General features: G+C 66.1%; 26 protein-coding genes and 2 pseudogenes. 15 read left to right on the forward strand and 13 right to left on the reverse strand.

Annotated features, from left to right (window positions below):
• Positions 1-24: 24 nt before the first annotated feature.
• From ACVWWN_RS22650 to ACVWWN_RS22660, 3 genes are all read right to left on the reverse strand, one after another.
• Complete coding sequence (locus ACVWWN_RS22650; RefSeq protein ID WP_457149235.1) at positions 25-2,790, reverse strand: glycosyl hydrolase 2 galactose-binding domain-containing protein; 2,766 nt, start codon at positions 2,788-2,790, stop codon at positions 25-27.
• Positions 2,791-2,927: 137 nt separating this feature from the next.
• On the reverse strand, positions 2,928-4,271 hold the full coding sequence (locus ACVWWN_RS22655; protein WP_457145850.1) for a pyridoxal phosphate-dependent decarboxylase family protein: 1,344 nt from the start codon (positions 4,269-4,271) through the stop codon (positions 2,928-2,930).
• A 49-nt stretch (positions 4,272-4,320) separates the two neighbouring features.
• Positions 4,321-5,058, reverse strand: a complete 738-nt coding sequence (locus tag ACVWWN_RS22660; RefSeq protein ID WP_457145851.1) for a glucose 1-dehydrogenase — start codon at positions 5,056-5,058, stop codon at positions 4,321-4,323.
• A 106-nt stretch (positions 5,059-5,164) separates the two neighbouring features.
• Between ACVWWN_RS22660 and ACVWWN_RS22665 the strand changes: the two genes are divergently transcribed.
• A complete protein-coding gene (locus ACVWWN_RS22665) occupies positions 5,165-6,238 on the forward strand; it encodes an NAD(P)H-dependent amine dehydrogenase family protein (RefSeq protein ID WP_457145852.1) in 1,074 nt (357 codons plus the stop codon).
• On the opposite strand, the gene ACVWWN_RS22670 is transcribed toward ACVWWN_RS22665, so the two are convergent.
• Entirely contained in the window at positions 6,239-6,673 is a 435-nt protein-coding gene (locus ACVWWN_RS22670; RefSeq protein WP_457145853.1) for an ATP-binding protein, read from the reverse strand.
• A gap of 44 nt (positions 6,674-6,717) precedes the next feature.
• Entirely contained in the window at positions 6,718-7,113 is a 396-nt protein-coding gene (locus ACVWWN_RS22675; protein WP_457145854.1) for an STAS domain-containing protein, read from the reverse strand.
• A 381-nt stretch (positions 7,114-7,494) separates the two neighbouring features.
• Between ACVWWN_RS22675 and ACVWWN_RS22680 the strand changes: the two genes are divergently transcribed.
• The 5 genes from ACVWWN_RS22680 (at position 7,495) to ACVWWN_RS22700 (ending at position 12,822) form a co-directional block, all read left to right on the forward strand.
• Entirely contained in the window at positions 7,495-8,262 is a 768-nt protein-coding gene (locus ACVWWN_RS22680; RefSeq protein WP_457145855.1) for an HAD family hydrolase, read from the forward strand.
• Between the two features lie 27 nt (positions 8,263-8,289).
• A complete protein-coding gene (locus ACVWWN_RS22685; RefSeq protein ID WP_457145856.1) occupies positions 8,290-8,646 on the forward strand; it encodes a VOC family protein in 357 nt (118 codons plus the stop codon).
• Between the two features lie 56 nt (positions 8,647-8,702).
• Positions 8,703-9,836, forward strand: coding sequence for a nitronate monooxygenase (locus ACVWWN_RS22690; protein ID WP_457145857.1), 1,134 nt, complete (start codon positions 8,703-8,705; stop codon positions 9,834-9,836).
• 129 nt (positions 9,837-9,965) lie between these two features.
• Entirely contained in the window at positions 9,966-10,562 is a 597-nt protein-coding gene (locus tag ACVWWN_RS22695; RefSeq protein WP_457145858.1) for a TetR/AcrR family transcriptional regulator, read from the forward strand.
• Positions 10,552-12,822, forward strand: a complete 2,271-nt coding sequence (locus tag ACVWWN_RS22700) for a molybdopterin-dependent oxidoreductase (protein WP_457145859.1) — start codon at positions 10,552-10,554, stop codon at positions 12,820-12,822. Before ACVWWN_RS22695 ends, ACVWWN_RS22700 begins: the two co-directional genes overlap by 11 nt.
• A 9-nt stretch (positions 12,823-12,831) precedes the next feature.
• On the opposite strand, the gene ACVWWN_RS22705 is transcribed toward ACVWWN_RS22700, so the two are convergent.
• Entirely contained in the window at positions 12,832-13,380 is a 549-nt protein-coding gene (locus ACVWWN_RS22705) for a TetR/AcrR family transcriptional regulator (protein ID WP_457145860.1), read from the reverse strand.
• 62 nt (positions 13,381-13,442) lie between these two features.
• On the opposite strand from ACVWWN_RS22705, the gene ACVWWN_RS22710 reads away from it, so the two are divergent.
• Positions 13,443-14,039, forward strand: coding sequence for a DUF2867 domain-containing protein (locus ACVWWN_RS22710; RefSeq protein WP_457145861.1), 597 nt, complete (start codon positions 13,443-13,445; stop codon positions 14,037-14,039).
• The gene (locus tag ACVWWN_RS22715) at positions 14,036-14,527 is read left to right on the forward strand and encodes a hypothetical protein (protein ID WP_457145862.1); all 492 of its coding nucleotides are present in this window, start codon (positions 14,036-14,038) and stop codon (positions 14,525-14,527) included. The genes ACVWWN_RS22710 and ACVWWN_RS22715 overlap by 4 nt, the downstream gene beginning before the upstream one ends.
• A gap of 1 nt (position 14,528) precedes the next feature.
• On the opposite strand, the gene ACVWWN_RS22720 is transcribed toward ACVWWN_RS22715, so the two are convergent.
• The gene (locus ACVWWN_RS22720) at positions 14,529-15,026 is read right to left on the reverse strand and encodes a hypothetical protein (RefSeq protein WP_457145863.1); all 498 of its coding nucleotides are present in this window, start codon (positions 15,024-15,026) and stop codon (positions 14,529-14,531) included.
• Positions 15,027-15,285: 259 nt separating this feature from the next.
• Between ACVWWN_RS22720 and ACVWWN_RS22725 the strand changes: the two genes are divergently transcribed.
• Positions 15,286-16,542, forward strand: a complete 1,257-nt coding sequence (locus ACVWWN_RS22725; RefSeq protein WP_457145864.1) for a cytochrome P450 — start codon at positions 15,286-15,288, stop codon at positions 16,540-16,542.
• Between the two features lie 7 nt (positions 16,543-16,549).
• On the opposite strand, the gene ACVWWN_RS22730 is transcribed toward ACVWWN_RS22725, so the two are convergent.
• Positions 16,550-16,855: a hypothetical protein gene (locus tag ACVWWN_RS22730; RefSeq protein WP_457145865.1), complete on the reverse strand. Its 306-nt coding sequence runs from the start codon at positions 16,853-16,855 to the stop codon at positions 16,550-16,552.
• Positions 16,856-16,980: 125 nt separating this feature from the next.
• Here ACVWWN_RS22730 and ACVWWN_RS22735 point away from each other — a divergent pair, with 125 nt between their 5' ends.
• Both ACVWWN_RS22735 and ACVWWN_RS22740 read left to right on the forward strand, forming a co-directional pair.
• Complete coding sequence (locus ACVWWN_RS22735) at positions 16,981-17,718, forward strand: MmyB family transcriptional regulator (RefSeq protein WP_457149236.1); 738 nt, start codon at positions 16,981-16,983, stop codon at positions 17,716-17,718.
• 68 nt (positions 17,719-17,786) lie between these two features.
• Positions 17,787-18,206, forward strand: coding sequence for a lipoprotein LpqH (locus ACVWWN_RS22740; RefSeq protein ID WP_457145866.1), 420 nt, complete (start codon positions 17,787-17,789; stop codon positions 18,204-18,206).
• On the opposite strand, the gene ACVWWN_RS22745 is transcribed toward ACVWWN_RS22740, so the two are convergent.
• Positions 18,184-18,765, reverse strand: coding sequence for a PadR family transcriptional regulator (locus tag ACVWWN_RS22745; RefSeq protein ID WP_457145867.1), 582 nt, complete (start codon positions 18,763-18,765; stop codon positions 18,184-18,186). The two genes, ACVWWN_RS22740 and ACVWWN_RS22745, sit on opposite strands and share 23 nt — an antisense overlap.
• Before the next feature lie 74 nt (positions 18,766-18,839).
• Here ACVWWN_RS22745 and ACVWWN_RS22750 point away from each other — a divergent pair, with 74 nt between their 5' ends.
• From ACVWWN_RS22750 to ACVWWN_RS22760, 3 genes and pseudogenes are all read left to right on the forward strand, one after another.
• A complete protein-coding gene (locus tag ACVWWN_RS22750) occupies positions 18,840-19,232 on the forward strand; it encodes a nuclear transport factor 2 family protein (RefSeq protein ID WP_457145868.1) in 393 nt (130 codons plus the stop codon).
• 30 nt (positions 19,233-19,262) lie between these two features.
• Positions 19,263-19,888, forward strand: a pseudogene (locus ACVWWN_RS22755) (FadR/GntR family transcriptional regulator).
• A pseudogene (locus ACVWWN_RS22760) lies at positions 19,885-20,562 on the forward strand (sterol desaturase family protein). The pseudogenes ACVWWN_RS22755 and ACVWWN_RS22760 overlap by 4 nt, the downstream one beginning before the upstream one ends.
• Positions 20,563-20,574: 12 nt before the next feature.
• On the opposite strand, the gene ACVWWN_RS22765 reads toward ACVWWN_RS22760, so the two are convergent.
• The 3 genes from ACVWWN_RS22765 to ACVWWN_RS22775 all read right to left on the reverse strand — a co-directional run bounded on the left by ACVWWN_RS22765 (position 20,575) and on the right by ACVWWN_RS22775 (position 23,468).
• Positions 20,575-21,321, reverse strand: coding sequence for a L,D-transpeptidase (locus ACVWWN_RS22765; protein WP_457149237.1), 747 nt, complete (start codon positions 21,319-21,321; stop codon positions 20,575-20,577).
• Positions 21,322-21,467: 146 nt separating this feature from the next.
• The gene (locus tag ACVWWN_RS22770) at positions 21,468-22,091 is read right to left on the reverse strand and encodes a Pr6Pr family membrane protein (RefSeq protein WP_457145869.1); all 624 of its coding nucleotides are present in this window, start codon (positions 22,089-22,091) and stop codon (positions 21,468-21,470) included.
• 84 nt (positions 22,092-22,175) lie between these two features.
• The gene (locus ACVWWN_RS22775; protein ID WP_457145870.1) at positions 22,176-23,468 is read right to left on the reverse strand and encodes a DUF7159 family protein; all 1,293 of its coding nucleotides are present in this window, start codon (positions 23,466-23,468) and stop codon (positions 22,176-22,178) included.
• 212 nt (positions 23,469-23,680) lie between these two features.
• On the opposite strand from ACVWWN_RS22775, the gene ACVWWN_RS22780 reads away from it, so the two are divergent.
• Positions 23,681-25,147 (forward strand): peptide MFS transporter, encoded by a 1,467-nt coding sequence (locus tag ACVWWN_RS22780; RefSeq protein ID WP_457145871.1) that lies wholly within the window; start codon positions 23,681-23,683, stop codon positions 25,145-25,147.
• 382 nt (positions 25,148-25,529) lie between these two features.
• Here the strand turns inward: ACVWWN_RS22780 and ACVWWN_RS22785 are convergent, their stop codons facing one another.
• Positions 25,530-26,477 carry a threonine ammonia-lyase gene (locus tag ACVWWN_RS22785; RefSeq protein ID WP_457145872.1) on the reverse strand — a complete coding sequence of 316 codons (948 nt, stop codon included), beginning with the start codon at positions 26,475-26,477 and terminating at the stop codon, positions 25,530-25,532.
• Positions 26,478-26,487: the final 10 nt, after the last annotated feature.

Consider the following 26,487-nt stretch of genomic DNA (forward strand, 5'->3'; position numbering starts at 1 on the left):
GAGGAGGTGGGCGCGACGCGACGGTCAACCTTGCGGCGGTGGACTGACCGGCACCACCTGAGAGGCGGTGTTGTATCCGGAGACCCTGACCCAACGGGCGTCCACGCCTCCGGTCGGAATCGTTCCCGTCAGGTCCACGGTGTCGCCGGGGAACACGGTGACGTAATTGTCGCTGTACTCGATCGGCAGGATCTCATCCGCGTCCGGCGCCGACGTGAGCTCGGCCCGCTCGAAGAACGCGATCTGCTGCGAGGGGTTGTGCAGCCGTATCGAGACTCGGTTATGGTCCGAATCGCTCCGCCGCGCGGTCACCTCCAGCGGCACCCGCGGCAGGTTGTTGAGCGCGGTCATGTCGGCCCAGCTGGACTGCTTGAGTTCGAACGCCAGGTCGTTTCGCGGATCTCCGACGTCGTCTGGCTGTTGCGACTGCCAATAGACGTTCTCGCTGACCATGTTTCCGGCCTTGTCGAACAGCTGACAACGCACGAAGAACACCCTCGAGTCCCGGACGGTTCTGGGCAATGCGACGGCCAGCGTGGTGCCCCCGGATGCAACCTTGAGGTGGTCCACGGTGCGGTCATCGCGGACCCGGCCCGCGAGGTCGTACACCCGGACGCGGACACGAAGGCCGTCCTGGTTGACGGGCGTCTGGTTGACGACCTTGATGTTGGCCGTGCTGTGGTCGCCGGTGGCGTACGAATCAAAGACGGCCGACAACGGCCGCAGGCCCTTCTTGGCGCCGAAGTAGGCTCCGCCGGGCCGCAGGTAGTAGTCGAAGAGATGCCCGAAGAACGACGGCCAATGGTTGTTCAGCATCCAGTAGATCGTCATCTTGTGGGTGTCCCAGCCGTTCGCGGCGAACGCCTCGAACTGGGCGCGCGTCGATTCGTATTCCGCAACCTGTGCCTTGCGCGTGAACTCCTCCACATCGTCGGATGGTCCGTAGCGGCGAAGGATGGCCTGCCGAACGCTGGTCAGCGCAGCGTTTTTGGGGTTCGAACCGGCGTGGAAGTACCACGCCTCGTTGAACGGCCAGAGCTTGTCGGCGGGGATGAACTTCTTCAGACTTGCCAGTGGCGGGATGCTCTCGTTATCGCCCTGTTCGGCCGTGGCGCCGCGAGTGGCCGCGTACCGGCCGCTGAACCAGTAGCTCGGTGGTCGCCAACTGTACGGTCCAGCCATCTGAATGCCGTTCCATTTGCGCTCGCCGTCCGCGTCCGTGGCCAGCGAGGAGACCGTGTCGACGGTGGCGTTTTGCCAGTGCAGGTCGGAAAGAATGCCGTGGTACTTCGCCAGCACCGCGGGGGGTGGCAGACCATCGCTGCCATTGGCCCAGACGAACACCGAGGCGTGATGTCGGAGCGCCAAAATCTGGGACCGCAGACTGTCCTGCGCGACCCGGTTGTCCTCGTCGTCCCACTGGGCCCACTTCTCCCATTGGTTGCAGCACATCCAGCCGAACATCAAGGGGATGCCCATCTCGTCGGCCATCTCCACGATGCGGTCGCCAGGAAACTTGCCCTCCAGCCGAATCATGTTGAGCCCGAGATCTTTCACGTAGCTCAGGGTGGCGGCGTCGCGCGCCGGGTCGTTGGCGAACAGCAGGTCCGGTGTGTATGCCGCACCGCGAACGAGAAAGTCCTTGCCGTTGACCTTCAGGTAGAAACTGCCGCCTTTACCGAGTTCGGGAAACTGCTCGTCTTGGTCGCGGAACTGCTGGATGCTGCGGATGCCGAACCGGAGATGGCTGCTGTCGATCGGCCGGCTGTACTGGCGGAATTCCAGCTTCAGGTCATAGAGGTCGGGCTGGCCCATCGTGTACGGCCACCACAGGTCGGGATGGGAAACGGTGAGCTCGCTGAACTTGTCCGGGTCGAAACCGACGTCGCGCTTCTCCCCCGCCGCCAGCGTGACCGGTTGTTCGATCTGGATGTCGGGCTTACCTGGCCGCGTGATCGTCGCCCGCAGGGCGCCCCTGACCTGTGCGGCGGAGGTGTTGCGAACGCTGGTGTAGATCGACAGGCGCGCGGAATCGGTTCGCGGCAGCGGCAATTCCGAGTTCACGGACGCGGGGCCGAGAGACACCGGGCCCGACACCTTCAGGTAGATGGGCTTCCAGATCCCCGCATTCCGGTCCGGCACAAAGGAATCCCCGTTGTTGGGGCTCTTCCCCGGTCCCTGATAACCCAGATAGTTCCAGTTGATCCAGTCGTACCAGCTGTCGGCCAGCTCCACCCCGTTGATGTCCTGGAGCGCCTGTTCAGGGGTGACCTTGATGGCCAGGGAGTTGGCCGTCCCCTGGTCGATCCACGGCGAGACGTCGAGTTCGTGCGCGGCGTGCATGCCCACGATCTGCTTGTTGCCCGCGACCAGGTGCCCGTTCAGCCAGACCTCGGCGCGGTAGTTGATGCCGGGAATCTCCAGCAGGTAGGTGGTGTGGCCGGCGGGTGCGAAGAACGAGGTGCGGTACCACCAGTCCTGCTTGTACAGGTCCTGCGGGACCTCATCGCGCAGATTGGTGCCGAAGTACAGGTTGGGGTAGGTGCCGTCCTGTTGCAGCGTTTGCAGGACGGTCGAGGGCATCCGCGGGATGGTGTGCCACCCGGACTCCCGGTAGCCCGGTTTCGAGAGCACCGCGCCGTCGGCGGCAAGATCGCGGGCGGAGGTCATCGTCCAGCCGTCGGCAAGCTCGATCTGTCCGGGGGGCGGGCCCGGCTGCCCGAAATCCGGAAAGTCGGCCGCACACAGCAACAGCAGGAGCGCTACCGAAAGCAGAATCCGCAGGACCATGTGCCGACGCCGACCACCCGACATCTCCACCTCGGCCACCGGAACACCGTACCTGTCGGGACGGTCAGCCGCCTCGGACGCCTGACGGCGGCGCCCGGCGCAGCGGAAAGTGCCGCAGCGTCAACAGGTTTCGCGGATTACTCGGTGCGGTCCAGCACCTCGCGCACCAGGTCGATGGTGGTGGCGGGGTGCAGGAAGGCGAACCGGCCGACGGTTTCACCCTCCCATTTGGTCGGCGGGATGAATGCCACCTGGTCCTGATGAAGTCGCTGGGCCCAGGCGTCGTAGTCCTCCGGCTTCCAGCCGAGCCGCCGGAACAGCACCACGCCCAGGTCGGGCTCGCGGATCAACTCGAGCTGAGGTGCCGCCGTGATCAGCTTCGCAGTTTCGCGGGCCAGGGCGGCGGCGACCTCGATGGCCTGCCGATACGCCTCGAGTCCGTAGACCGCGAGTGAGAACCACAGCGGCAGCCCGCGCGCCCGTCGGGTCAGTTGATACGCGTAGTCCGACGGGTTCCACTCCCCGTCGCCGGCGTGGATGACGTCGAGGTACGAGGCGTCCTGGGTGTGGGTGGCCCGGGCCAGCTCAGGATCGCGGTACAGCAGCGCGCAGCAATCGAACGGCGTGAACAACCACTTGTGGGGGTCGAGGATGAACGAGTCGGCCTGCTCCAGGCCGTTGTATTTGGGCCGGAGCGATCGGGCGAAGATGCCCGAACCGCCGTAGGCGCCGTCGACGTGGAACCACCAGCCGCGCTCGCGCGCGATCGCGCCGACTCCGGCCAGATCGTCGATGATGCCGGCATTGGTCGTCCCCGAGGTGCAGACCACTGCGGCGATGTTCGTCGCGTCGGCCGCGACCGCGTCGCGGACCGTATCGGCGGTGAGCTGATGATCCGGTGTCTCCACCACGAGCGCGTCCATCTCGAGCAGCCGGAGGGTATTCACGATCGAGGAATGCGCGTCGGAGCCGACCACGACCCGGAGCCTGCCGGTGGCACCTCGCTTCTTCGCGGTCTCCCGGGCCACGGCCAGCGCCGAGAGGTTTCCCGCTGAACCGCCGGAGACGAAGCATCCGCCCGATGTCGTCGGCAGGCCGGCCTCGTGTGCGATCACCCGAAGCACGCTGTTCTCCGCCGCGATCGCGCCGGAGGCCTCCAGCCAGGAGATGCCCTGAATCGACGCGCACGACACGAGCATGTCGAACAACAGGCTGGCCTTGGTGGGAGCCGCCGGGATGAAGCCGAGGAACCGTGGGCTGTCCGCCGAGATGACGCTCGGAGCGATCACCGACGTGTACACACCGAGTACCTCATCGGGCGGATGCGGCGTCTCCCTGATCACCCCGTCGAGGCGGTCGTAGAGTTCCTCGGCGGACAGGGTGCCCTTGTCGAGAGGCACGGGATCCATCCGCAGCCGGTTCTCGGCGTACGCAAGCACGCTGCGCACCATTTCTTCGGTGGTTTGATCGACCTGGTGCATTGCTGAAGTCTGGCACCAGGAGGGCGGCCGCCGATGCGTTACCGACGGGTCAGGTCCGGTGCGGAACGTCGTTGACCAACCCGCCGTCCATGACGAACTCCGCGCCCGTGGCGTAGCGCGCCTCGTCGCTGGCGAGGAACACCACGAACGTCGCGACCTCATCGGACTGACCGGGCCGCCCCAGCGGAATGGTGAGCATGTTGTCCGGGAAGTGCTTCGTCATCGGGGTGCGGATGAAGCCGGGGTGAATGGAGTTCACCCGGATCTGATGTGAGCCCAACTCGAGCGCCGCCGACTTGGTCAAACCGCGCACGGCCCACTTCGACGCCACATACGGATGCACCATGACAGCGCCGCGCATGCCCTCGATCGACGAGACGTTGATGATCGATCCGCCGCCCGCGGCTTTCAGAGCCTCGACCGACGCTTGCATGCCCAGAAACGTGCCGGTCAGGTTGACGTCGATGACCTTCTGCCATTTCGCCATGTCAAATGTGCCGATCTGGCCGAGGGCGACGATGCCGGCATTGTTGACGAGCACATTGAGCGTGCCGAACTCGTTGACCGCCGTGGCCACCGCGGCGTCCCACTCCTCGGCCTGGGTGACATCGAGGTGCACATAGCGTGCGGCGGCACCGATCTCGTCGGCCAACGCCTTGCCCTCGTCGTCGAGGATGTCGCCGATCACCACCTTGGCGCCTTCAGCCACCAGCGCCCGGGCGTGTTCTGCGCCCATGCCACGAGCCCCGCCACTGATCAGTGCAACTTTCCCGTCCACGCGTCCCATGACCGGTCAGGCTACCGTGCCGCCCGGAAAGTAGAACTTGTTCCAATTTCGAGACGGATTGCGCTACGGTTTCGCCGACACGAGAACGGTCACGCAAGGAGGCAGGATGGCCATCCGCGTCGCGCTCATCGGCACCGGAAACTGCGGCCCACTCGCGCTGACCGAACTCATCGAGAATCCACAGTTCGACCTCACGGCCGTCGGCGTCTCATCCGACGACAAGGTGGGTCTGGACGCCGGTGCACTGGCGGGTGTCGACCCGGCGACCGGTGTCACCGCCACCAAGGACCTCGACGCGGTGTTGGCCACCCGGCCCGACTGCGTGGTGTATTGCGCGATGGGCGACAACCGGCTGCCCGACGCGATGGCCGACGTGATGAAGATCCTGGCGGCCGGGGTGAACGTGGTGGGCTCCTCACCCGGTGTACTGCTGTACCCGTGGGGGGTGATCCCCGACAAATACATCGGCCGTGTGGAAGAGGCGGCAAAGCAAACGAATTCGAGCATCTACATCACGGGAGTCGACCCGGGATTCGCCACCGATCTGATCCCCTTCGCGCTCGCGAGCACCTGTCAGCGGATCGAGCAGGTGCGCACCATGGAGATCGCCGACTACGCCACCTACGACGGGGCGACGGTGATATTTGACGTGATGGGGTTCGGGAAGGCGCCCGAGGATCTTCCGATCCTCTTCCAGCCCGGAGTGCTCAGCATTGCGTGGGGTACCGCCATCCGGCAGTTGGCCGCGGGCCTGGACATCGAGATCGACGACATCACCGAGTCCTTCGAACAGGAGTTGGCGCCGGAGCCTTTCGACATCGCGGCCGGGCATGTCGCCAAGGGCACCGTCGCCGCGGTGCGGTTCGAGATCAACGGCAATGTGGCGGGCCGGCCGGTGGTGGTGGTCGAACACGTGACGCGGCTCCGGGACGATCTTCGTCCGGACTGGGCGCAACCCGCTCAGCCGGGCGGCTCTTACCGGGTCGAAATCCTCGGCGAGCCGTCCTATGCCGTGGATATCTGTCCTTCCAGCCGCAAGGGCGACCACAATCACGCCGCCATTGTCGCCGCCGCCGGACGGATCGTGAACGCGATACCGGCGGTGGTGGCCGCGCCGCCGGGCATCAGGACGACGCTGGACCTGCCGTTCGTCACCGGCGCCGGGCTGTTCTACCGCTGATCAGCGCTGAGTGACGGCGTGCCACGCCAGCGAGACCTGTGTCCCTCCGGGCGAAATCTCGATATCGGCCCGGTCCGACAGCGCCCGCATCAACGGGATACCCCGGCCACGGGCCGGGTTGTTCGCGTTCGACACGGGCGTGCGCCACGCGCCGTGATCGCAGATGCTCACGACGAGCCTTTTGCTGTCCGCGTCATAGTCGGCGCGCATATCCATCGTCCCGGGATGCTCGGCGCGTAGGTAGGCGAATTCCGCGGCGTTCGCAAGCGCCTCGTTGACGGCCAGTACCAGATCTGCGGATCGGATCGGATCAAGATCGAAATACCGCTCGAGCCAGTCGGCGAACGCCTCACGGGCCAGCGAGGCGGCGCGCGGGCCGGCATCCATGCCGGTGCGCTCGAAGCGCTCGGCTTCGGCAACCTCTGCGAGTGACATCGAGTCAATCATGACAGTCACTGCTTACCCCGACGCGCCACTTGCTACGCGCGCTGCGCGGTCAGTGCCTCATCGAGTGTCGGAAACAGCGGGAGGATGTCCGCGATGCCGATCAATTTGAGGGGTCGACTGGTGGCGGGACCGTCGGCGACCACGCTGAAGCGAATGTCGTCGCCGGCCTCGTCATGGGCCGCGACCAGCACGCCCATTCCCACCGAGGCCAGAAATTCGACATCGGTGAAGTCGACCACCACACCGGCCGGCTTCTCCGCCAGCGCCGCCGTGATCGCCGTCTCGAGTTGAGGCGCGGTCAGCATGTCCACAACACCGGATACCGATACGACGATCACCTGGTCGACCCGGTGCTGGGTCACCACGCATGTGGTCGCTTCGGATGGAATGGAGGCACTGTCTGGTGCGACTCCCGACTGTTCGTCCAACGCTCACCTTTCCTGGGTCAAGCTGCGATCGCCCGTGCCACGCACGAGCTACGTTCACGCTCGCGAGGCTCCAGGCTGAACCCGGCAAGAACCGACGACCGCCATCGGACGGCGCCGATCGCGGTCGGCCCACAGACTAAACCAAGGCGGGCGGAGCCTCGACCTGCAGGTGTCACCCGAGCAGCGGTCTGACCGGAACGCGCCTGTGTTGCGCTCGCCACGGTGCCTCCGCACTGCTGGAAGGGGGGGCCCGTTTCACCAAGATCGGCGAAACATCTCAACACTACCGTCGCCGCAACGTGGTCGACTGTATGCGGGGCGGCGAGGCGGCGGCAAACCACACGTAGCATGGCAGTCACCGGCCCGGACAACAGGAGCGAGATGACCGCGGAGCCAGCGCCCCCGGATCCGGTCGCGGAGATCGCTGCGAGCGCGCCCGGGCCCCAGGTGGGCGCATTCTTCGATCTGGACGGAACGCTGGTTGACGGGTTCACCGCAACCGCACATGCCAGCGACCGGATCCGCCGAAGGCAGGCGCGAATCGGCGAAATCCTCGGCGTCGTCGAGGCCTCGATGCGCTACCGCTTGGGCCGCATGCGGTTCGAGCATCTGTTGACCAGGGCGGCGGGCTATCTGCGCGGCGAGTCGCTGGCCGAGCTCGACGAACTCGGCGAACGACTCTTCGTCGAGCGCGTCGCATCGCGGGTGTTCCCGCACATGCACGAAATCGTGCAGGCGCATCAGCGCCGGGGCCACACGGTGGTGCTCAGCTCATCGGCGCTGACCATCCACGCCGAACCGGTTGCCCGCTTCCTGGAGATCGATCATGTGCTGTGCAACCGTTTCGAACTCGACGAGGACGGCCGACTCACCGGCCGGATCGCGAAACCCGTCGTCTGGGGACGAAACAAGGCGACCGCGGTACAACAATTCTGCGCGGCCAATGATGTTGGGCTGCAGAGCAGTTACTTCTACGCCGACGGCGACGAAGATGCCGCGCTGATGGTGCTGGTGGGAAACCCCCGGCCGGTCAATCCGCGCTCGGGCCTGGCCGCGGCGGCCGCCGAACAGGGCTGGCCGGTGTTGCATGTCGTCGGTTCGGGTCACCGCAAACGCTCTTCGTTGCGCAGGTTCATCGGGTACGACTGAGGCGTCCGACTCCGTGAGGAGGCATCCATGCCCGACAAGTTCGACGACATCGCCGCCGTCGTCGCCACCCGCGACTACGGCGCCGCCCGGTCCTGGTACAGCCGGGTCATCGGCCGCGAACCCGACCTGGAACCCGTCGAGGGGGTCGCCGAGTGGCAGATCACCGCGACCGCATGGCTGCAACTGGTCGAAGACCCGCAGCGCGCGGGAAAGTCCGCGGTACGAATCGGTGTCGCCGACCTGAACGCCCAAATCGCGGAACTCAGTGAGTCGGGCATCGCGGCGGGTGAGCCGACGGTCATCGCCGACATGGTCAAGGTCGTCGACGTCAGCGATCCGGACGGCAACGAAGTCTCGTTCGTCGAAGAGGTCACCCGCCATTGACCGTGTACTAAAATAGAACACGTTTCAATTCGTGTGGCGCCCACCGAGGAGCAGACATGCACACCCCCATCTGCGACGACCTCGCGGTCGAGTTTCCGATCTTCGCCTTCACCCACTGCCGAGATGTGGTCGTCGCGGTGAGCAAGGCCGGCGGGTTCGGCGTGCTCGGGGCGGTCGGCTTCACGGCCGAGCAGCTCGAGATCGAGCTGAAGTGGATCGACGACAACATCGGTGACCATCCTTACGGAGTGGACATCGTCATCCCGAACAAATACGAGGGAATGGACTCCACCGACCTCGAACCCGAGGTGCTCAAGAAGGCGCTCAACGCGCTCGTGCCGGACGAGCATCTGGAGTTCGCCCGCAAGATCCTCGCCGACCACGGCGTGCCGGTCGAGCACAGCGACGATGATGCCCTGCAGCTGCTCGGCTGGACTGAGGCTACCGCGACGCCGCAGGTCGAGGTGGCGGTGAGACACCTGAAGTGCACGCTCATCGCCAACGCGCTCGGTACCCCTCCCGCCGACATGATCAAGCACATCCACGACGAAGGGCGCCAGGTCGCCGCGCTGTGCGGGTCGCCTGCGCAGGCCCGCAAGCATGCCGACGCCGGCGTCGACATCATCATCGCCCAGGGCGGCGAGGCCGGCGGCCACTGCGGCGAGGTGGGCTCGATCGTGCTGTGGCCGCAGGTCGTCAAGGAGGTCGCACCGGTCCCGGTGCTGGCCGCCGGAGGGATCGGTAGCGGTCAGCAGATCGCCGCCGCACTCGCTCTCGGCGCGCAGGGGGCGTGGACCGGTTCGCAATGGGTCATGGTCGAGGAATCGGAGAACACCGCTGTGCAGCACGCCGCCTACGCCAAGGCGACGAGCCGCGATACCGTGCGCAGCCGGTCTTTCACCGGCAAGCCGGCGCGGATGCTACGCAACGACTGGACCGAGGCCTGGGAGAACCCGGACAACCCGAAGCCGCTCGGGATGCCACTGCAGTACATGGTGTCCGGCATGGCCGTCGCCGCCACCCACAAGTATCCCAATGAGACCGTCGACGTCGCGTTCAATCCGATCGGCCAGGTCGTCGGACAGTTCACCAAGGTCGAGAAGACGTCGACGGTGATCGAGCGCTGGGTGCAGGAGTACCTCGAGGCGACGAACAGCCTGAACGAGATCAACGAGGCGGCATCAGTTTGAGCGCGAACGCCGAGGCTGCGCACAGATCGCCGGTCAGCGGGATTTGAGGATCTGTCCGCAGTCTCGGCATTACTTTGGCCCAAGCGGTTATGTAGGGTGACATACATAAGCGAGGGATGGAGTGCGGCCATGGCAAGCCCACGAGAGCGGATGGTGGTGTCCGCTGCGCTGTTGATCCGAGAACGCGGTGCGCACCCGACCGCGATCGCCGATGTCCTGGAACACAGCGGCGCCCCCCGCGGCTCGGCCTACCACTACTTCCCCGGCGGTCGAACACAGTTGCTCTGCGAGGCCATCGACTACGCCGGTGAGCATGTGGCAAGGCGAATCGCGGCGGCGGCGAGCGGCGTCGAACTCCTCGACCACCTGATCGACGACTACCGCACGCAACTCGTCCGCTCCGATTTTCGCGCGGGTTGCCCCGTCGTCGCGGTTTCGGTCGAGGCCGGCGATCCCGCGAAGCCGGATCAGTCCGCAGCGATCATCGAACGGGCGGCGTCGGCCTTCGCGCGGTGGACCGACCTGATCGCCCGGCGGCTGACCGCCGATGGCATTCCGGCGGCTCGCGCCGAAGAACTCGCGATGCTGACGACCACGTCATTCGAGGGGGCGATCGTGGTCGCGCGGGCATCCTGCGACCTCAAGCCCCTCGATGTGGTGCATGCGCAGTTGCGCACGCTGCTGGAATCCGAGACGTCGAAAGGAAACCGGGGCAATGACCGCTAGAGACGAAGCGACTCCGGTGGACTGGCAGTCGACCGCATGCATTTTGTGCGAATGCAACTGCGGGATCGTGGTCCAACTCGACGGCCGCAAGTTGACGAAAATCCGCGGGGACAAGGCGCACCCGGCGTCACAGGGATACACCTGCAACAAGGCATTACGCCTCGACCACTACCAGAACAACCGCGGCCGCCTGACCTCGCCGATGCGGCGTCGACCCGACGGTACCTACGAGGAAATCGACTGGGACACCGCCATTGCCGAGGTGGCGGCAGGCTTCAAGCACATCAGCGACACCTACGGTGGGGACAAGATCTTCTACTACGGCGGCGGCGGGCAGGGCAACCACCTCGGCGGCGCCTACAGCGGCGCGTTCCTCAAGGCGCTCGGCTCCCACTATCGCTCCAATGCCCTCGCGCAGGAGAAGACCGGCGAGGCTTGGGTCGACGCCCACCTTTACGGCGGCCATACCAGGGGCGAGTTCGAACACGCCGAGGTTTCGGTGTTCATCGGCAAGAACCCGTGGATGTCGCAGAGCTTCCCGCGGGCACGCACCGTCCTCAACGAGATCGCCAAGGATCCCGCCCGATCGATGGTCGTCATCGATCCGGTGATCACCGACACCGCGAAAATGGCCGACTTCCACCTGCGCGTGCGCCCCGGAACCGACGCCTGGTGCCTCGCGGCACTGGCCGCCGTGCTCGTCCAGGAGAACCGCTGCGACGAGGCGTTCATCGCCGACCACGTCAAGGATGCCCAGCCCGTCCGGCAGGCGTTGCGTGACGTCTCGATCGGCGACTACGCGCAGCGCTGCGGCGTCGACGAGGAACTGCTGCGCGCGGCCGCGCGTCGGATCGCCGGGGCCGCCAGCGTCTCGGTGTTCGAGGATTTGGGCATCCAGCAGGCGCCCAACAGCACGTTGTGCTCGTACCTGAACAAGCTGTTGTGGATCCTGACCGGAAACTTCGCGAAACGTGGTGGCCAGCATCTGCATTCGTCGTTCGGACCGCTGTTCCGCCACACCACCGCCGTCGGGCGGACGCCGGTCACCGGCGCACCCATTGTCGGCGGCCTGGTGCCGAGCAACGTTGTGCCCGAGGAAATCCTGACCGACCACCCGGACCGGTTCCGGGCGATGATCGTGGAGAGCAGCAACCCGGCCCATTCGCTCGCCGACTCGGCCGCCTGCCGGAAGGCGTTCCAATCGCTGGAGCTGATGGTCGTGATCGACGTCGCGATGACCGAGACCGCCCGGATGGCGCACTATGTGCTGCCCGCCGCCACGCAGTACGAGAAGGCGGAGGCGACCTTCTTCAATCTCGAGTTTCCGCACAACACTTTTCACCTGCGCCACCGCTTGATGGAGCCGCTCGAAGGCACGCTTCCCGAGCCGGAGATCTGGGCGCGGCTGACGCGCGCGCTGGGCGTGGTCGACGACGCCGAGCTGCAACCGCTTCGCGCGGCCGCGGCCGAAGGCCGCCAGGCGTTCACCCAGGCGTTCCTGCGGGCGGTCGGCACCAGTCCGGTACTGGGCAAGGTGCTGCCGTTCGTGCTATACGAAACACTGGGGGCCACACTGCCCGAGGGACTCTCCGGTGCGGCCGCCCTGTGGGGCCTGGCGCAGAAGGCCGCGATGGCATATCCGGAGGCGGTGCGGAGAGCCGGTCACGCCGACGGTAACGCGCTGTTCGACGCGATCCTGACGAGCCGTTCGGCTGTCACGTTCACCGTGCACGAATACGAAGACGACTTCGAGCTGATCACCCACACCGATCATAAGATCGCGCTGGCCATGCCCGAGATGCTGGACGAGATCCGCCGGCTCTCCGATGATCGCCCGGAGCTGACCACCGAGGAGTTCCCGATCGTGCTGTCCGCCGGTGAGCGCCGCGCGTACACCGCGAACGACATCTTCCGGGATCCGTCGTGGCGCAAACGCGACGCCGATGGCGCACTGCGGGTGAGCGTCGAGGACGCCGTGGCCCTCGGTCTGGTCGACGGCGGCAGGGCGCGCATCACCACGGCGGCCGGGATGTCCGAGGCCAGCGTCGAGGTCAGCGAGACCATGCTGCCCGGACATGCCTCGCTGCCCAACGGCTTCGGCCTCGACTTCGTCGACGACGACGGCCGGGCTCAGGTGCCCGGCGTCGCCCCGAATGCGCTCACCTCGACCGAATGGCGCGATGCGTACGCCGGAACCCCTTGGCACAAACACGTTCCCGCGCGAATTGAAGCCATGTCGATGGGGTTGCACGCCGGCTGACGTCGGCGATCACGCCAGCAGCAATGCAGTCGCTCGTTCCACCACCTGCGTGCGGCTGCGGCCGTCATGGTCAACAGCGATGAAGTGGTTACCTATGGCAAGGGCGAAGGCGAGCAGTCCGCGGGCCTCGACCTCCTCGGGATCGTCGGTGAGCGTGCCGATCAGCGCCCGCAGATAAGCCATGCGGCCGTTGTCAACCCGACGCAGGCGTTCGGCCACCGACCGGTCGCGTCGTGCCCAGTCCCGCACGGCGAGATCGATCGGGAGCAGGTCCCGGGAGAAGGTGAGCATGCCCGCCCGGCGGACCTTCTCCCTCGCTCCTCCTCCGTCCTTCTCGACGCGTTCGCGGACTTCGGCGGTGCTCCGACGCTCCCACGTGTCGAGCATCTCGTCGAGAAGCGCCTGGCGGTTGGGGAAATGGTGATAGAAGCCGCCTCGCGTGACCCCCAGGGTGGTGGCGAGTAACTCCACCCGCACGGCGTCGGGGCCGCCGTCCGCCAGGGCCGCCAGCCCGGTCTCGATCCAACCGCCGCGGGTCGTACGGATCTGGGAAACCATCGCTTCTCCCTGTCCGGGCGGTGGGTCTTGACGTCGCCCGAGCATCAACCATACAGTACTGTATGGTTGAATCCGGAACGCTGAGCAATTCCGAGCACACGTCGCGACCGTGGCGGATCCACGAAATCGCGAAGGACTTTCGCGTACTGGACGTGTGGGCGCTGCCGACACCGGGCGGGCCCCACGACTTCACCCGGTTGGTGCGGCTGATCAGGACCTTCGACCCCGCGCAGACCTCCGGCGTCGTGCGCGCGCTGTTCGCGATCAGGTGGTCGGCCGGCCGGCTACTGGGCCTGGACCGCGCGGATACCGGCCTCGGATCCCGCGTGCAGTCCCTCCGCAACCGGGTTCCCGCTGAATTAGCAGGCAGCGCAGATGGATTCGACGGGCATCGGTTCACCGCGCTCTACCTCACCGACGACGAGCTTGCCCTCGAGATCGCGAACCAGACCGTGCACGGCGTGATGCACCTGGGCTGGGTGCCCGACAACGCCGGCGGATGCCGGGGCCAGATGGCCGTCCTGGTGCGACCGAACGGGGCGCTCGGCGCCGCCTACCTCGCGGCCATTGCGCCGTTCCGGCACCTGATCGTCTACCCCATGATGCTGCGGGCCATCGACCGGCAATGGCGCCGAGCCGTCACCGGAGCCGGCCGGTGACCGGTGGCGTGCGCCAGATCGAGGTACCACCGGAGGTGCCGGCGCTGAGCACACTGACCCGGATCGACTACGCGGACGCGTTTCTCGTCGACGTGGGTCCGACCCGCGACGCCGAGGCCGAGCACTGGGCCAGGGAGATCATCGAGGGCGCGCCGGCAGTCACCCGGACACAACTGCTCTCGGGCTGGACGGCGATCGGGCTCAAGGTCGGCCGGTCGTCGGGCCCCTCGCTGCTCGGCTGGGCGGTCCGGCGCAGCACCCGCGACCACCTCCTGCTCGGCGCGGACTCGCGGATCGGCATGCCTGGCGAGCTGTTGTTCAAAAAGGACGGCGACGCAGTGCTTTTCGCGACTTTCGTGCACCACGGCAATCTCGCGGCGCGTGGACTGTGGGCAGTGGTCGAACCGGTGCACGTGCGGATGGTCCGTGACATCATGAGTGATGCCAGTCGGCGCCTGCGGGCGTCAGCGGCGCCGCGCCCGTCGTGAGTTACGGCGTCGGCGGCGGAGCGTCAGGTGCGGGAGGCAGCGGTGGCGTCGGGTTGGCGGGCATGCCCGGCGGTGGTGCCGCGTTGGCATCCAGCGGACGCTGCGTCAGCAGCAGCAGCGCGTCACCTCCGCTCACCTCCTGCGTCTGCACCGCATGCCAGAGGTCACGCAGATAGCCCAACGTCCGCGGCTGGCCCTGGTCGATCGGGGTATCGGTGGTACCCGGCGGCAGGTTCTCGGGGCTCGACAGGTGTGGCATGCCGTCGGGGGGTGCGGCGGGTGCGGCGACATCGACTCCCGCGGCCTGAAGTGTGGTCTCCGGCCCGGCCCCGGGCGCAGGCACTGGTGCGGGTGCCGGGGTCACCGGGTCGGCGGGCGCAGGAGCCGGAGGCTCCGGAATGACGGGATCGGCCAGTGCCGGTGGAGCGGCGATCAGCAACGCCGCGAGTAGGCCCGCTGTTCCGATGCCGACGGACAGCGCCTTTGCTTCGATATCCATGCGCACCGATGCCCCCTCTCCGGTATCCGCGATTCTGCGGTGCTACTGGGTGCTTCAGTTTGACAAGAGAAATTGTTACACCTGTGCCCCTTGTGGCCAAGGGGTCAATGTCGGCCCCTGGGCGTCAGAACACGTTTCACTTCGGAGTTTCGCCGACTTTGAAGTATCCGCTTTACCATGCGCTACCTGTGGTGTAGCAATAAGCTACGGGCACTAGAGAACGTCATATCGGGGGCCCACCCCTTGCAAGGAGGAACGAGTGCCGACGCCGAATCTACCTCCCGGGTTCGACTTCACCGACCCAGACATCTATGCCGAGCGGCTGCCGATCGAGGAACTGGCGGAGATGCGGAAGGTGGCCCCGATCTGGTGGAACGAGCAGTCGAACGGGAGTCGGGCATTCGGCGACGACGGCTACTGGGTGGTGACCAAGCACAAGGACGTCAAGGAGGTGTCGCGCCGAAACGACGTCTTCTCCAGCAACAGGAAGACCGCCTTACCGCGCTATCGCGACGAGGCCGAACCCGAATCGCTGGAGGGCGGCAAAGTCGTGCTGCTCAACCAGGACGCCCCGCATCACACGCACCTGCGAAAGATCATCTCGCGCGCGTTCACCCCGCGGGCCATCGAGTCGCTGCGCGAAGAGTTACGCGAGCGGGCACATGACATCGCCAAGACTGCCGCGGCGGAGGGCGCGGGCGATTTCGTCGAGCAGGTGTCGTGCGAGCTGCCGTTGCAGGCGATCGCCGGTTTGATGGGCGTGCCGCAGGAGGACCGCAAGAAGCTGTTCGAGTGGTCGAACCAGATGGTCGGCGACCAGGACCCGGAGTACGGCAGGAACGATCCGACCGCCGCTTCCGTCGAGCTGATCATGTACGGCATGCAGATGGCCGCCGAGCGCGGCAAGAACCCGGGTGACGACCTCGTCACCAAGTTGGTTCAGGCGGATGTCGAGGGACACAAGCTGACCGACGACGAGTTCGGCTTCTTCGTGATCCTGTTGGCGGTGGCGGGCAACGAAACAACCCGCAACTCCATCACCCACGGCATGATGGCGTTCACCGATTTCCCGGACCAGTGGGAGCTGTTCAAGAAGAGACGGCCCGCGACCGCGGCCGACGAGATCGTCCGCTGGGCCACCCCGATCACGTCGTTTCAACGCACCGCCCTCGAGGACACCGAACTGTCCGGGGTGCCGATCAAGAAGGACGAGCGGGTGGTGATCTTCTACCGCTCTGCCAACTTCGACGAGGACGTCTTCGACGACCCGTACTCGTTCAACATTCTGCGAGACCCGAACCCGCACGTCGGCTTTGGCGGCACCGGCGCGCACTACTGCATCGGCGCGAACCTGGCGCGGATGACGATCGATCTGATCTTCAACGCGATCGCCGACGAACTGCCGAACCTCACACCGGTTTCCAAGCCGGAGCGGCTACGGTCCGGCTGGCTCAACGGAATCAAGCACTGGCAGGTGGACTACACCGGCGCCGGCCGGCCGGCACACCAGCCGTAGTCTGCGGTCACCCCGAAGGCGCATCCGGGTAGTCGATGATCGAACGCCAGTAGTCCTCCGGGATTTCGGTGTTCGACCGCAACACCAGCGCCAGGCCGGTGGCCATGGCGATTCCCAGCAGGCCAAGCCAGAGACCGGCGAGGCCGATGACCGCCCAACACACTGCGGTGACGGTCTGCCACGGTGACAGGACGGCAAGGACCGGTGCAAAGAAGAACCCCGCCCCGATATACCACGCCGATCCGGCGCGGTCGGAAATCAGCACAAGACGCAGCCAACGTGGGATCTGGTTCCCGGCCGTGGAATCACTCATGCCCTCAACGGTGCCCGCCGGAAGGTAAGCGATGCAATTACCCAACAGGTAATGGCCCGATCCGACGGAGCGACGACACTGAGCCGGTGACCACCGCCCACGTGCAGACCCCGCCGTTCGGCTCGATGATGCGGGAATGGCGACAACGCAGACGTCTGAGCCAGCTCGATCTGGCGATCGAGGCCGACGTCTCGGCCCGGCACGTCAGCTTCATCGAGACCGGCCGATCGACGCCCAGCCGTGCGATGGTGCTGCGCCTGGCCGAGGTGCTCAACGTGCCGCTGCGCGAACAGAACCAGCTGCTGATGGCCGCGGGCCTGGCGCCGATCTACGGCGAGCGTTCGCTGGCTGATCCGGAGATGGCCGCTGTGCGCGATGGGGTGGACAGGGTGCTGGCTGCCTACAACCCGTACCCGTGCGTCGTGGTCGACCGCACCTGGCAGATTGTGCACGCGAATGCCGGCGCCGCGGTATTGCTGGACGGTGTCGCCCCTCATCTGCTCGAGCACCCGAATGCGCTGCGCATCGCACTCCATCCGGACGGATTGGCGCCGCGCATCCGGAACCTCGGACAGTGGCGGCACCATCTGATGGAGCGATTGCGGCGCGAGACTGCCGTCAGCGGATCGCCCGAACTCTCCGCGCTTCTCGTCGAAATTAATTCTTACCCAGGCTGTTTCGACGAGGCGGCTGACCTCGGGGGTGTCGCGGTCGCGTTGGAGCTTTACACCTCGCGGGGTCGGCTGTTGACGTTCCTGAGCACGGTGACGACCTTCGGCACGGCGCTGGACCTGACCGCCGCGGAGCTCAGCATCGAAGCCTTCCTCCCAGCGGACGAGGCCACCGCGGCGGCGCTGCGTTGATGCTGCGCGTGTCCCGTCCGTGATGAAACCAGGGCGCGTGGCCGCCGACGCCAATAGAGTCGGACGGCATGGAGACCCGACTCGTGGTGGTGGCATCGGTGGTCCTCATGGCAGCGGTCGCCGGCTGTTCAACCGAGCCGTCGGCACTCGGAGGCACCACGGCGAAGGTGACCATCGACGGTAAGAGCACCGGTGGTGCGCACGTCGTGAAATGTTCGCAAACCGGTTGGGACTGGACCATCGCGACGCCCGACAAGGGCAACGGTTTCACCGCGGTCGTCCAGACCGGTGACACCGTGACCGCGGAGCGGGTCGACTTCCGCGATTTGGGCGGCTTCACGGGCAGCTTCTGGAGCAAGAACATCGGCGAGGCCGAGGTGTCCGGCGTGAACGGGAAGTACACGATCACCGGCTCGGCGGACGGGAGTTACACCGACAACCCGAGCAAGGCGGTCACCGCGACGTTCAGGATCGAAGCGAGCTGCTGAGCTCGTCACCCGACGATCGCCGGCGCAGCACCTCGAGGGCGGCGGTGCACCAATCGATGTTGGCCCGCTCGTACATGCGGCCCGCCATCAGCGTCAGGTAGGGCCCGATGCGCTGCGCGTTCTTCTCGAAGACCTCGCCCTGGGCGCCGCACATGTCGTCGAGCAGCCCGTCGTACAGCGCGAGCTTGGCGTTGGCCCGATCCAGCCGCGACAGGAGTTCCTTGGTGATCGAGCCGACGTCGCCCACATCGACGGCCTGGAGCATGACCAGCAACTCGTCGCGCATCGCGACCGGCTTGGCGGCGGTAGAGGTGAACCGGTGCAGCTCGGCACGACCTGAATCGGTGAGCGTGACCACCCGCTTGTCGGGTCGGCGCTGTTGGCGCACCAGCCGCCCGCGAACCAGACCATCGGCTTCCAGACGGTCCAGCTCGCGGTAGAGCTGCTGTGGAGAGGCCGACCAGAAGTTCGCGACCGAGACGTCGAACCGCTTGGCGAGCTGGTACCCCGACGCCTCCCCTTCCAGCAGGGCGGCGAGGACCGCGTGACGCAATGCCATCTGGACGACCTTCCAAACGCCGCGTTAGTATCGTTCACACCTATTCAACAAGTTGACTATAAGGCGGTCAAGCCGTGCATCCATTCCGCAACGCGATCGAGGCCCGAGACCTCGACGCCGCCATCGAGCTCACCCGCCACGACGTGGTGTTCCGCAGCCCGGTCGTGTTCCGGCCCTACCAGGGCCGCGCGGCGTTGCGCACGATCCTCGAAGCCGTGACATCGGTGTTCGAAGACTTCCGGTATGTCCGCGAGATCGGCGAGGCCGGCTCCCGTGACCAGGTCCTGGTGTTCGAGGCGAGGATCGACGATAAGCAGGTGGAAGGCGCCGACTTCATTCGTCTGGATGACGACGGCGCCATCAGCGAGCTGACGGTCATGGTGCGTCCGATGTCGGGCATGCATGCACTGGCTCAAGCCATGAAGGACCGGCTTGCCGCCGTGGACGCGGTGGAAGTAAAAGGCTAGAACTGGGCCCTTGGTTGTCATTCTTCGCGGATGGCCCTGCAACCGGTGAACCGGCGATCCGTTCCTGAGGACGTCTTCGAACAGATCGTCACCGAAGTGCTCAGCGGCGAAATGCGACCCGGCGAGAGCCTTCCCAGCGAGCGCAGGCTCGCCGAGGTGCTCGGCGTCTTCCGGCCGGCGATTCGGGAAGCACTCAAGCGGCTGACCGCCGCAGGCCAGCTCGACTTCTCCGTCGCCCACAGCATCCTGGAGACGCGCCTGCACAACGGCCCGAAGGTCGCCGAGTTGGCCGCGACGCGTCGGGGCCCGCAACTCGCCGGACCACTCGACGATGCACTCGACAACTCGTTGGAGAGGACCACCCGGTAGAACGGCAGCGCCATGCGCTGACATTCTGGGATCACATCGTCGACGGCGCCGATTCCATCGCATTCCGGCTCATGGACAACACTCTTCGCGCCGCGTACGAGCCGGCGCTTCCGGCCCTGGCCGCAGTGATGGCGGACGAGGTCGGCCGCCCCGAGGCGTATCGCCGTCTCGCTGAAGCGATCTCGGCCGGCGATCCGGGCATGGCCAGACATGCCGCGCAGGAGTTGCTGGAACCCGCGACCGCAGCCCTGGTGGCAGCCATCGACAGGATGGAGGATCAACCATGACAGCGACAACCAATGCGGAGCGCACGGCCCGCAAGGGTTTCTCACTGGGCCAATGCTGGCGGGAATTCTGGAAGTACCCCTCCGTGGATGATCGGCGCCACTCTCGCGGCCGCTTTGACGGTGCGATCATCCTCGGCGACTGGCACGTGACCGACGCGGTCGCGCCCGTGGTGATGGTCGCGCTGTTCCCGTTCTTCGAATGGATCATCCACGTCTTCGTCCTGCATTGGCGGCCCAAGCACCTTGGGCGGCTGACCATCGATCCGCTACTTGCGCGTGAGCACCGCGCCCACCACATGGACCCGCGCAATGTGCCGTTGATATTCATTCCGTGGAAAGCGCTGTTGTGGGGGTTGCCGCTGGCCGTCGCGATCGCGCTGCTGGCCTTCCCCCGCCCGGGTAGGTACGGGTTGACGTGTCGTGTGCCTGTCCGTGCTGGGCATCGGGTACGAGTGGAGCCACTACCTGATTCACAGTGACTAGAGGCCGAAAACTGTCTTCTATCACGCGATTTGGCACAACCACCGCCAGCATCACTACAAGAAGAGCACTACTGGTTCACGGTGACCAGCTCCGGCACCGCCGACCGCGCGCTGCGCGCCTATCCCGACGCGGCGGCCGTTGCCACGTCACCGACCGCGAAAAACCTGCACGCCGACAAGGTTCCGGCATAGGCGATCCGGCGACTACGCCTGAATGATGATCGGGTCGCCGATGCTCACGGTGTCGTAATACCATGCGGCGTTGTCGGGACTGAGGTTGATGCAGCCGTGGCTGACGTTCGCATAGCCTTGTGACCCCACCGACCACGGTGCCCCGTGTACATAGACGCCGCCCCAGGTGACACGCACGGCGTCGTTGACCGTCAGCTTGTATCCCTCGGGGTCGCTGAGCGGAATGCCGATGGTGCGCGAGTCCATGATGACAGTGGACTGCTTCTCCAGCGCCGTGAACTGTCCGATGGGCGTGGGATGCTTGGGCTTGCCCATCGACGCCGGCATCTGGCGCGCCACCGCGCCGTCGATGCTCACGGTGAACGTGTGGGCGTCGATGTCGGCGACACCCACCACCGAAGCGCCCGCTTCGAAGCTGGACTTCGCGCCGCCCGCGCTCACGCTGATGGACGAGTGCGCGGGCCAGAATCCTTGCGGATTCCATCGCACGACACGGTCATTGAGCCACGTGAAGCTGCCCTCGGGGGTGGTGGGCGACGTGATGGTGATGGTCTTCTCGGCGGCGCGCCGATCCGGGATGGGTCCCGCGAACGTCACGGTCACGGGATATGCGACCCCCACCGTCATGCCCGAGGCGGGCGTAATAAAGGCGACTGCGGGCAGCGTCGGCACGCCTGCCGAGCCCGTGGCGACGGATCCTGTCACCGCAGCCGCGGCGAGGCCGACCACCACGAGCAGATGTCGAAGGGCCTTGACCATGGCCAGCGTCCTCTTCAGACGGGGATTCAGCACACTCTCATCCTAGGTCGTTGCGGGCGTTTTCCGGTGGCAACCGCAAGTTCCGCCGCGCCACCAAATGGCGCACTGCGCGAAAGGCGCCGTTTGAAATAGCTGTTCAGAGGGCATTAGGACGCATCAACTCGGACCGTCGCGACGGCCCGGTTGATGGCCAGCAACGTATAGCCGACAGCGAGCACGCCGATGCCGAGCACACACACGTTCGTCACCACCGTGGTGGTGCCGACGCTGTCGGGGTCGAGGAAGTAGTACGGCGCGCGGCGCCCGGCGTGGTTCAGGACAGCCAGGGCGAGGGCGGCATAGGCGGCGGGATACGCCATCCAGAGCACGGGTTGCCACCACCGCACGGTGGCCTGCCCGCGTCCGACCAGGAGCCAGTCGGTGATCGCCAGAACCGGCACGACGACGTGCAACAGCACATTGGCCGGTGTGTAGCCCATGCTGTAGCCCGTGAGTAGGAGGTTCCACAACACACCGGCGGTCACGACATAGAGGACGACTGCTCCCCGAAGGCCGATGCGGGCATCCGCCCACGGTGAGATCAGCGTCGAAAGGTAGAACGCCGCCGCGAGCACATTGGCCTGGTAGGTGAATGTGCTCAGCCGCCAGAACAGGCCCGACCGCGACGTCGTCGCGACCGCGATGAGTGCGAGCAGAACCGCTGCCACGATCGCGACGCGCAGTAGCAAGCGAAGAGTGACCAGGTTGCGCGAGGTCGGACGGCGGTTCACCTCAGCGAGGTTATCTCAAGCCACTGAACGTGTTGCTCCACCGAGGAGCCGTGGGCGAACAGCCGTGTACGACAAGGGCTTCGACTATGACGGAGGCGGCATCAGCGGCGGCGCGTCCGGCGGTGGCGCTACAGGCGCCTGTTGACCGCTGTCGGGGTCGATACCCGCCAGCCGGTCCCGGATGCGGTCCAGCAGTCCCCGTTCCGGCGGCGGCGCATCAGGAGCGACCTGTTCGGGCAGGGCGGGTGCGGGCACCGCCGGGTCCGGCACCATCGGAGCCGCCGGGGGTTCGGGCGCCAGACCCTCGACCGAAGCGGTGTCGGGCACGGTCGCCTGATCGGCGACATCAGGTGATGGCGGCGCCTCTTCCGCCGGCGCGAGATCGGCAGGCGGCGCCTCGGACACCTCGGGCGGTGCCTCCTCGATCGGAGCGGGACGGGCAACCGGCAGCAGTGTCTGCTTCGCAGCGGCCGGAATCTCGGACGACGTGACGGCGGCCGGGCGCAGTTCGGCGGGCAAGGCGTCCCGTTTCGGCGTGATCTGCATGCTGATCGCGATCGACACCGACACCACGAACGTGACCGTTCCTGCGGCCAGCATGGCCACCGGTCCCGACTGCGCGAGCGGCCGCCGGCGCCGGTCTTCGTGCCGCCGATGGCGCGGAAGCGGGACAGGAGCAGCGTATTCGTCGGTGAAGGCGAGATCGGTGTTCTGGGTGGACGCCAGGGCCGCGCCGCGCGCCAGCGCCAATCCGGCTTCGGCCGGCGCGAAGACCGGCACCGACAGGGCATCCTCGAGAGCGGGCATGATGTCGTCGAGGCCGCCACCGGACCCGACCACGACGAGGGCCTTCGGTTGCCAGTCGGCGCGCGTGAACACCCCGCTCAACCACCGGATCAGCCGTTCATCACTGTCGATCGCGTGATTGATCGCGGTCTGCACCGAGCCGTCGCGGGTATGCACGATCAACGTGATCACCGCCTCGGGTTCGACGATGCATACCGCGGTCGTGTCGAAGCCGATGACCTCGGCGATGCCCCGCGCCAGCGCCTCGGTTGCCTCCGGGAACCGGACGGGCACGACGTTCCCGAAACCCGAATCCGTCAGGGACTTCAACAGCAGGGAGGCTTCGGCGTCGGCGTCGTCGCTCCAGGTCACGCCTATTGAATGCAGTCGGTGGCCGCGGGTAGCGGCGATGGCCTCGCTGCGCAACACCGCCGCGGCGGCCTGTTCCGAGGTCTTCAGCGCGCTCGACCGCCCGCCCGAGCGAACCTCGAACGCATCGCGGTCCATGGTGGCGCCGTCGGCTTCTTGCCCTTCGACGAGCACGAGACCGACGGCAGACGGTGTTACCGACAAGCCGAGTACGGCGTCCACATAAGCCCTTTCGGACGTCCACTTACCGGGGTGACACTACATCCGTTCGGCGGCCGCCGTTACCCGGGCGTGACCATGCACCGGCATAATCCGCGAAGCGAAATGTGCTGCGCCGCAGGAAACTCCTGTAAGTCCAGCATGACTGCCTTTGCCGGAGAATCCGTGTGCGCTATTGCCCACGCAGATACAGACGGAGTGGCAGGGTGACCCACATGGCTGCAGTGGAACAGATGGAGGGGCGTCCCGCCGAGCGCAAGCTCTTCGGCCATCCGGTCGGCCTCGCCAACCTATTCGGGGTGGAACTGTGGGAGCGATTCTCGTTTTACGGGATGCTCACGATCCTCGGCTACTACCTCTACTATTCGGTCACCGACGGCGGTCTCGACCTGCCGAAGAGCACCGCCACCGGCATCGTCGGGGCATACGGTGGCCTTGTCTACCTCTCGACTGTGCTCGGGGGCTGGATCGCCGACCGATTGCTCGGCATGGAACGTACGGTCTTCTACGGCGGCGTGGTGGTGATGTGCGGCCACATCGGGCTGGCAGTCCTGCCGGGCATGGCCGGTGTGGCGACCGGGCTGGTGCTCGTCGCGCTCGGTTCGGGCGCGCTGAAGGCCAACGCGTCTTCATTGCTCGGCACGCTCTACGAGAAGGGTGACCCGCGGTGCGACGGTGGGTTCACGCTGTTCTATCTGGGAATCAACCTCGGCGCCTTCATCGGCCCACTGATCACCGGGTTGCTCCAGACCCACGTGGGGTTCCACTACGGATTCGGCGCCGCAGCGGTCGGCATGGCGCTCGGTCTGGCCCAGTACATCGCGTTCCGGCGGAACCTGGGGGACCACGGACGTACTGTTCCGAACCCCCTGCCCCGCAACGGGATTCCATGGGCGGTCGGCGCCGTCGTGGTCCTGGCCGCCGTGATCGCGGTGGTGTTCGCCACCGGTCTGGTCAAGCTCTCCAACCTGTCTCAGGTCACCACCGGCGTGATCGTCGTCGCCGCGGCGGCCTACTTCGTCATCATGCTGACCAGCGACAAGGTCAGTCCGATCGAACGTACGCGGGTCCGGGCGTTCATCCCCTTGTTCATCGCCAATGCCGTGTTCTGGTCCTTGTTCCAGCAGATCTTCACGGTGCTCGCGATCTATTCCGACGAACGAATGAACTGGTCGATTTTCGGTTGGACGGCGCCGTCGAGTTGGATCGGGTCGATAGAGCCCGTCTGGATAATCCTGCTCTCACCGGTTTTCGCGATCATGTGGACCAAACTCGGGAATCGAGCGCCCACCACCCCGCGCAAGTTCGCCTACGGCGTGATCGGTATGGGCGCGGCATTCCTATTGTTCCTCCCGATGTCGGGAACCTCCGGCAAGGCCGTCCCGGCCCTGCTGGTGGTCGGCATCATGGCGGTGTTCGCGGTATCCGAGTTGTTGCTGTCGCCGATCGGGTTGTCGGTCACCACAAAGCTTGCGCCGGAAGCATTTCGGGCACAGATGATGGCGCTGTACTTCTTCTCCGTCGGGCTCGGCACGTCGATGTCGGGCCTGCTCGCCGGCTACTACGATCCGGCGCACGAATTCGCCTACTTCGGCATCATCGGCGCTGCCGCCATTGTCGTCGGTGTTATTGTCTTCGCGATCTCGTCGTGGATCAGCCGGCTCATGGAAGGCGTGCACTGAGGGCTTCTGAGCGCTTCTGCGCCCGTGGCCAAGTCGTGACCCGGCCGCGACCGAATTCGGCATGAATCAAGGTCAGCATGGGAACCGGATCGCACGGGTGCGCCTGACGGGACTGCGAGGTCGGGCCGACGTAGGAGGCTGACGGATGTCGGTGGCTCTATCGATCGAGACGGGAGATCTCGCGTCGTTCGGTTGGCTCGAGCCCGGCGTGGTCGCCGTCCACAGGTACGGTTTGGGTCACTCGGTGGCCCTGTGTTCTTGCGGTTGGACTGGTCACCACCGGCTGCTCAAGGCCGCGGCCCAGCAGGATGCGTGGATACATTCGATGCACCAGAAATGCAGGGTGTCAGTCCCGTTGGTGATTCGCGTGACCAGGTTGACGCTACCCCGCCAGGATCTCCTTCAGCATTAGCGGTTCGATGTTTCCACCCGACAGGATCATCACTGTGCGGCCCGGCGGCGTCGAGCCCCGGCGGTAGGCGGCCAGTGCGACGGCGCCGCTCGGCTCGCTGACAAGGTGCGCCCGGTAGGCGATCTCGCGAACCGCGTCCCTAATCTCGTTCTCGGACACGGTGATGACGTCGTCCAATACCTTCTGCAGGTGAGCGAAGGTCAAGTCGGAGGGCTGTGAGCGAAGGCCGTCGGCGATCGTGCGGTTTCGGTCGTGGATCGACCAGTCCACCCGATGGCCGACACGCAGGGCCTCGGCGGTATCGGCCGCCAATTCGGGTTCGGCCCCGAACACCGCTGCATTGGGGCAGAGTGCCTTGATCGCCGTGCCGATCCCCGACGCCAGGCCGCCGCCACTCACCGGGATCAGGACATTGTCGACGTTTGGCAGGTCTTCGGCGATCTCGAGGCCGATCGTGCCCTGCCCCGCGATGACGTCGGGGTGGTCGAAGGGCGGCACCAGCACGCCGCCCGTCTGCTCCACCACCTCAGCGGCGACCTTTTCCCGCTGGCCGGCCGCGCAGAGCACGACCTCGGCGCCATGTCCCCGGGTGGCCTCCACCTTGACCTGCGGGGTCTCTTCGGGCATCACGATGTGTGCGGGCACCCCGTACACAGCGGCCGCGTAGGCCACGGCCTGGCCGTGATTACCGCTCGAATAGGCCACCACCCCGCGGGTGCGCACAGATTCGTCGAGGTGGCCGATGGAGTTGAAGGCGCCGCGCACCTTGAACGCGCCCACCGGCTGCAGACTCTCCGGTTTGATCCACAGCGGGCGTTCCGGGTCGGCCCAGCCCGCAGGCAGTAGAGGTGTTCGCACGATGTATGGACGAATCAGTTCCGCGGCCGCCCGGATGTCGTCGATCGTTACCCGCTGCACCGGTCAAGTC

The sequence above is a fragment of the Mycobacterium sp. URHB0021 genome, from assembly GCF_054057895.1.